Source organism: Halopseudomonas pelagia CL-AP6 (genome assembly GCF_000410875.1).
Lineage (GTDB): Bacteria > Pseudomonadota > Gammaproteobacteria > Pseudomonadales > Pseudomonadaceae > Halopseudomonas > Halopseudomonas pelagia.
This window is the reverse complement of record NZ_AROI01000049.1, coordinates 1-4,868: the sequence shown is the minus strand read 5'-3', so window position 1 is coordinate 4,868 and position 4,868 is coordinate 1. Positions and strand designations below refer to the sequence as shown.

At 57.3% G+C, this 4,868-nt stretch carries 3 protein-coding genes; all 3 read left to right on the top strand.

What is annotated here, in order from left to right; translation table 11 throughout:
- The first annotated feature begins 257 nt into the window (after window positions 1-257).
- The 3 genes from K787_RS0120950 (at window position 258) to K787_RS0120940 (ending at window position 4,798) form a co-directional block, all read left to right on the top strand.
- Window positions 258-1,652 (top strand): phosphohexomutase domain-containing protein, encoded by a 1,395-nt coding sequence (locus tag K787_RS0120950; protein ID WP_022964750.1) that lies wholly within the window; start codon window positions 258-260, stop codon window positions 1,650-1,652.
- A gap of 64 nt (window positions 1,653-1,716) precedes the next feature.
- A complete protein-coding gene (galE, locus tag K787_RS0120945) occupies window positions 1,717-2,730 on the top strand; it encodes a UDP-glucose 4-epimerase GalE (protein WP_028615172.1) in 1,014 nt (337 codons plus the stop codon).
- Between the two features lie 70 nt (window positions 2,731-2,800).
- Window positions 2,801-4,798 (top strand): polysaccharide biosynthesis protein, encoded by a 1,998-nt coding sequence (locus K787_RS0120940; RefSeq protein WP_022964748.1) that lies wholly within the window; start codon window positions 2,801-2,803, stop codon window positions 4,796-4,798.
- Window positions 4,799-4,868 lie beyond the last annotated feature (70 nt).

The following is a 4,868-nucleotide window of genomic DNA, read 5'->3' as shown; positions in this document are numbered from 1 at the left end:
ATTCCGGACAGTAGTGCGCGTTCGCGAGGATGACGGGGTGGGATGGATCCCCGCGTTCGCGAGGATGACGGGGTGGGGTGGATCCCCCGCGTTCGCGAGGATGATGGGGTGGGGTGGATCTCCGCGTTCGCGAGGATGACCGGTGTGTGCGGATCGCCGTGTTCGCGAGGATGACGGGGTGTTGGCTGTGGGGGAATCCATTTTGACCTTTGGGGGCTGTATTCTTAGCGCACGCATTCATTTATCTGGGGAACACTATGTCTGAGATTACCTGTTTCAAAGCCTACGACATCCGTGGCCAGCTCGGCACGCAGCTTAATGAAGAGATCGCCTATCGCATCGCCCGGGCTTTTGCCCAGTGGCTGAAGCCGGACCGCATCGTGCTCGGCGGTGATGTGCGGGTTACTTCCGCGGCGCTAAAAGCGGCCTTGGCCAACGGCCTGCGTGATGAGGGCGTTAATGTGTTGGACCTGGGGCTAGCTGGCACCGAAGAGGTGTACTTCGCTACCTTTCACCTGGGTGTAGAGGGCGGGATTGAAGTGACCGCTTCGCACAACCCCATCGACTACAACGGCCTGAAACTGGTGCGTGAAGGCTCACGGCCGATCTCTGCCGACACCGGTTTGGTGCAGATTCGGGAATTGGCTGAGGCCAATGTGTATGAGCTGGTGGACGGTCGTGATCCGACGGTACCTGAAGACGAGCGCGGCACCTATGAGCTGGTGGATACCCGCGAAGCCTACATTCAGCATTTGCTCGGTTATATCGAGCCAGGCAACTTCACGCCGCTGAAGTTGGTGGTGAATGCGGGTAACGGCACTGCCGGCCCGGCGATTGATGCGCTGGAGGCGGCGTTCAAGCGGTTGGCTATGCCGGTTGAGCTGGTGAAGATCTGCCACGAACCTGATGGCAGCTTCCCGAATGGCATTCCTAACCCGATCCTCACCGAAAACCGTGGCCTGACCCGTGATGCGGTGCTGGAACACAAGGCGGATATGGGGATTGCCTGGGATGGCGATTTTGATCGCTGTTTTCTGTTTGATGAGCAGGGCCGTTTTATTGAGGGGTATTACATTGTTGGGCTGCTGGCCGAGGCCTTTCTGCAGAAGGAGCCGGGCGCGCGCATCATCCATGACCCACGTCTGGTCTGGAATACGGTGGAGCAGGTGGAGGCTGGCGGTGGCGTGGCGGTGCAGACCAAGGCCGGGCATGCGTTCATTAAGGAGCGGATGCGCGAAGAGGATGCGGTATATGGCGGCGAGATGAGCGCCCACCACTACTTCCGCGACTTCGCTTACTGCGACAGCGGCATGATTCCCTGGTTGTTGGTTGCGGAGTTGTTGTGTGTGAAGGGTAAGCCTATGTCTGAGTTGGTGGATGAGCGGATTGCGGCGTTTCCGTCGTCTGGCGAGATCAACCTGACCGTCTCCGACGCCCCGGCGGTGCTCAAGGCCATCGAAGCCAAGTATGCGCCGGATGCGTTGGAGGTGGATCATACCGATGGGGTGAGTATTTGTTTTGCTGACTGGCGGTTTAACCTGCGCGCGTCGAATACCGAGCCGGTGATTCGTTTGAACGTGGAAAGCCGCGGCGACCAGGCTTTGATGGAGCGCGAGACGGCGCGGCTGGTTGAGGTGATTGGCGGGTTGTGATGGCGAAGGTCAAGGTCAAAAAGGTGGTAAAATCGCGTTCGAATTCAATGGAGATCAGCATTGCATGAGTAAAACTATACTGGTCACCGGTGGGGCTGGGTTTATTGGTACGCATACGTGCATCAAACTGATCGAATCCGGCTTTGATGTGTTGGTGCTGGATAACTTCAGCAATAGCTCCCCTGAGTCTCTCAAGCGTGCCGAGTCCATCACTGGCCACTCAATACCCTTTATCGAAGGCGATATTAACGACGCTGCCTTGCTGGATGAGATTTTTGCCCAGCATGCGATTGATGTGGTTATCCATTTCGCCGGGTTGAAGTCGGTTGGTGAGTCGGTGCAGCAGCCGCTGCGCTATTACCACAATAACGTTAGCGGCACTCTGGTGCTGTGTGACGCGATGCAGCGTGCGGGCGTCAAGAACCTGGTATTCAGCTCGTCGGCGACGGTTTACGGTGACCCGGCCAGCCTGCCGATTGGTGAAGATTTTCCGACCAGCGCGATCAATCCCTACGGCCGTTCCAAGTTGATGATTGAGGAGCTGCTGGCGGACCTGTACCGGGCTGATCCTGAGTGGAATATTGCGCTGCTGCGCTATTTCAACCCGGTGGGCGCGCACCCCAGTGGGCTGATTGGCGAGGATCCGGCCGGCATTCCGAATAACCTGATGCCCTATATCGCCCAGGTGGCGGTGGGGCGGCGGGCGCATTTGACGGTGTTTGGTGGGGATTACCCGACGCCGGATGGTACCGGTGTGCGCGATTATATTCATGTGATGGATCTGGCGGCAGGGCATGTGCAGGCGCTGCTGTGGCTGGAGCATCGGCGGGGAATCAAGGCGTTCAATCTGGGCACCGGCCAGGGCTATTCGGTACTGGATATGCTCAAGGCTTTCGAGCAGGCGTGCGGCAAGTCGCTGCCCTATCAGTTGGCCGAGCGGCGCCCAGGCGATGTGGCCAGCTGTTATGCCGACCCGCAGTTAGCTGCAAAAGAGTTGAACTGGCGCGCCGAATTGGACGTCCAAGCAATGTGCGCGGATGCATGGCGTTGGCAGTCAGAAAACCCGGACGGTTACTGACCAGCCAATACCGGTGTGGGCGATGGATGTTAGCTGTAGTGGCATACTGATATAAAACTAGGAGCTTGAAGTGTTCAAGGATCGATTAATTAATTTGAGTTATAGCCGCAAACGCTTTATTCAGATCGCGGCGGATTTTGTGTTGCTCTCTGTGGCTATGTGGGCCGCGTTGTTTCTGCGCCTGAGCCAAACAGGCTGGGTGTTGCCTGAAGGTAACCAGATCTGGCTGTTTTTGCTCGCGCCTGCGGTGGCCATTCCTATCTACATCAAGCTGGGTATGTACCGTGCGGTGATGCGCCACCTGGGCAATGATGCGCTGATCGTGATCTTCAAGTCGGTCACCCTGGGTTTTCTGGCGTTTACGCTGGTGTTGATGGTGCTGCGGGACTCCGGGTTTGAGGTGATGTTTCCGCGCTCGGTGTTCTTTTCTTATTGGAGCCTGTGCCTGATGTTGGTGGGTGGGCTGCGTTTGGTGGCCCGACAGTATTTTATGGGCGATTGGTTTGCGTCCAACTCCAACAAGCCGCAGAAAGATGAACTGGCCGGCGGTAAGCCGGTGGCTATTTACGGTGCTGGCGCGGCGGGTAACCAGCTGTTGGCTTCGCTGCGGGTCGGCGAGCTGTATCGGCCGGTGGCTTTTGTGGATGATGACGAAAGCGTGATTGGCCGTACGATCGCCGGTTTGCCGGTGTATTCGCCGGATCAGGTTGGGCAGATGATGAGTAAGACCGGGGCGAAAGAGCTGTTTATGGCTATTCCCTCGGCGACCCGCTCGCGCCGTCAGGAAGTGCTCAGGACCTTGCAGAGTTATGCGTTACACGTGCGTACCATTCCCGGGCTGATGGATCTGGCCAGTGGCAAGGTCAAGGTGGATGATCTGCAGGAAGTGGATATTGCCGACTTGCTGGGTCGTGATGCGGTGCCGCCGGATCAATCACTGTTTGAGCGCTGCATCAAGAACAAGGCGGTGATGGTGACCGGGGCGGGCGGCTCGATCGGCAGCGAGTTGTGCCGGCAGATCGTGCTCTCCAACCCAAGCACGCTGGTGCTGTTTGAGCACAGCGAATTCGCCCTGTATGAAATCCATTCCGAACTGACAGGTTACCTGCGTGCGCGGCGTCTCAAGATCGTGCTGATTCCGATTCTGGGGTCTATTCGTAACTATCGTCGGCTGCAGGATGTGATCAACGCCTGGAAGATCAACACCATTTATCATGCGGCGGCTTACAAGCATGTGCCTATGGTTGAGCACAATGTGGCTGAAGGCATTATGAATAATCTGTTCGGCACGCTGAATACCGCGCAGGCGGCGATCAAATGCCAGGTGGAGAACTTTGTACTCATCTCGACCGACAAGGCCGTGCGCCCGACTAATGTGATGGGCTCGACCAAACGTATGGCGGAGCTGGTATTGCAGGCGCTGAGCGACGAACAGGCGCCGGTGTTGTGGGGCGAGGAGCCGCGGGTCAACCAGGTAAACCGCACACGTTTTACTATGGTGCGGTTTGGTAATGTGCTGGGGTCATCTGGCTCGGTTATACCGCTATTCCGTGAACAGATCCGCCGCGGTGGCCCGATCACCGTGACCCACCCGGATATCACCCGCTACTTTATGACCATTCCCGAAGCGGCGCAGTTGGTGATTCAGGCCGGCGCAATGGGCGAGGGCGGCGATGTGTTTGTGCTGGATATGGGCGAGCCGGTGACCATCGTCAATCTGGCACGCAAGATGATTCAGCTGTCGGGCCTGACGGTGCGTGATGAGAAGAACATCAATGGCGATATCGGCATTACCTTCAGTGGCTTGCGGCCAGGCGAGAAGCTGTATGAAGAGCTGCTGATCGGCGACAACCCTGAACAGACCGCACATGAAAAAATCCATCGCGCCAACGAAGTGTTTATCCCCTGGGTGGAGCTGCGCCCGATCCTCGACAAGCTTCGCCAAGCGGTGCGTGATGATGATTACGAGCAGGTGCGCTCGACCTTGCTGCATGTGGTGCAGGGCTATCAGCCGAGCAATGGGATTGTGGATTTGATTTACGAGCAGAAGACCTTGCGCGCGGACTAAGCTGGCAAGTCATAAAAAAACCCGGACATGTTCCGGGTTTTTTTATAGATCGGAAGAGCACACGTCTGAA